The sequence below is a fragment of the Desulforamulus aquiferis genome (genome assembly GCF_030577015.1).
In the GTDB taxonomy this organism is placed as follows: domain Bacteria; phylum Bacillota; class Desulfotomaculia; order Desulfotomaculales; family Desulfotomaculaceae; genus Desulfotomaculum; species Desulfotomaculum aquiferis.
In genome coordinates, this window is record NZ_JARPTC010000050.1 from 1 (window position 1) to 1,462 (window position 1,462).

Annotated in this window: 2 tRNA genes and 2 rRNA genes; all 4 read right to left on the reverse strand. The window is 51.4% G+C overall.

Features of this window, described 5'->3' with window-relative positions:
- Positions 1-508: ribosomal RNA gene (locus P6N53_RS18425) — 23S ribosomal RNA — on the reverse strand; the annotation flags it as partial.
- 192 nt (positions 509-700) lie between these two features.
- A tRNA-Ala gene (locus tag P6N53_RS18430) sits at positions 701-776 on the reverse strand.
- Positions 777-792: 16 nt separating this feature from the next.
- Positions 793-869: transfer RNA gene (locus tag P6N53_RS18435), tRNA-Ile, on the reverse strand.
- Positions 870-958: 89 nt separating this feature from the next.
- Positions 959-1,462 (reverse strand): 16S ribosomal RNA (locus tag P6N53_RS18440); the annotation flags it as partial.

The following is a 1,462-nucleotide window of genomic DNA, read 5'->3' on the forward strand; positions in this document are numbered from 1 at the left end:
CCTCACGGTACTTGTTCACTATCGGTCGCTAAGAGTATTTAGCCTTGGGGGGTGGTCCCCCCTGATTCCCACGGGGTTTCTCGTGTCCCGCAGTACTTGGGATTCCTTCTGCAATCTTCGTCCTTTCGTCTACAGGTGTTTTACCTTCTGTGCAGCACCTTTCCAGGTGGCTTCGACTAGGACTAGCAATTACGTGATGAAGGTCCCGCAACCCCAGATTTCCGAAGAATTCTGGTTTAGGCTCGCCCCTTTTCGCTCGCCGCTACTTGGGGGTTCGATGTTTCTTTCTCTTCCTCCGGGTACTTAGATGTTTCAGTTCCCCGGGTGCCCTCCTCTATGCCTATGTGTTCAGCATAGGGTGACGGAGTTTTGCTCCGCCGGGTTGCCCCATTCGGGTATCCACGGATCAACGCCTGCTTGCGGCTCCTCGTGGCTTTTCGCAGCTTTCCACGCCCTTCTTCGGCTCTTAGCGCCAAGGCATCCACCATGTGCCCTTTTCTTCTTGACCTACTTACTTTTCTTACTTTTCGAGATGTAATTAGCTTAATGTTTTCCGCGGCATTTCCCACTTCCAACCTCTCACTTCTCGCATCTCATTTGCTCGGCTACATTGCTGTATCCTGCAAAATTGTATTACTACGACGCTTTACTTTTCACTGTTCAGTTTTCAAGGAACATTTTTTACATTGAGAGATAGAGATGGTGGAGATAAGCGGAATCGAACCGCTGACCCCCTGCTTGCAAGGCAGGTGCTCTCCCAGCTGAGCTATACCCCCACTTAAGACTTATATATGGTGGGACTAGGTGGACTCGAACCACCGACCTCACGCTTATCAGGCGTGCGCTCTAGCCGGCTGAGCTATAGTCCCATAAGTTTTTTAGTCTCTCAAAACTAAACAGGTAGATGATAAATGATCGACCAGAGTTTCTTGAGCTTAAGGCTCAAGGTACTCCTTAGAAAGGAGGTGATCCAGCCGCACCTTCCGATACGGCTACCTTGTTACGACTTCACCCCAATCATCAACCCCACCTTCGACGGCTGCCTCTCCTAAGAGTTAGCTCACCGGCTTCGGGTGTTGTCAACTTTCGTGGTGTGACGGGCGGTGTGTACAAGGCCCGGGAACGTATTCACCGCAGTATGCTGACCTGCGATTACTAGCGATTCCGACTTCATGTAGTCGAGTTGCAGACTACAATCCGAACTGGGACCGGCTTTCTCAGGTTTGCTCCACCTCACGGCTTCGCTTCCGTCTGTACCGGCCATTGTAGTACGTGTGTAGCCCAGGACATAAGGGGCATGATGATTTGACGTCATCCCCACCTTCCTCCGTTTTGTCAACGGCAGTCACATTAGAGTTCCCACCTTTACGTGCTGGCAACTAATCTTAGGGGTTGCGCTCGTTGCGGGACTTAACCCAACATCTCACGACACGAGCTGACGACAACCATGCACCACCTGTCT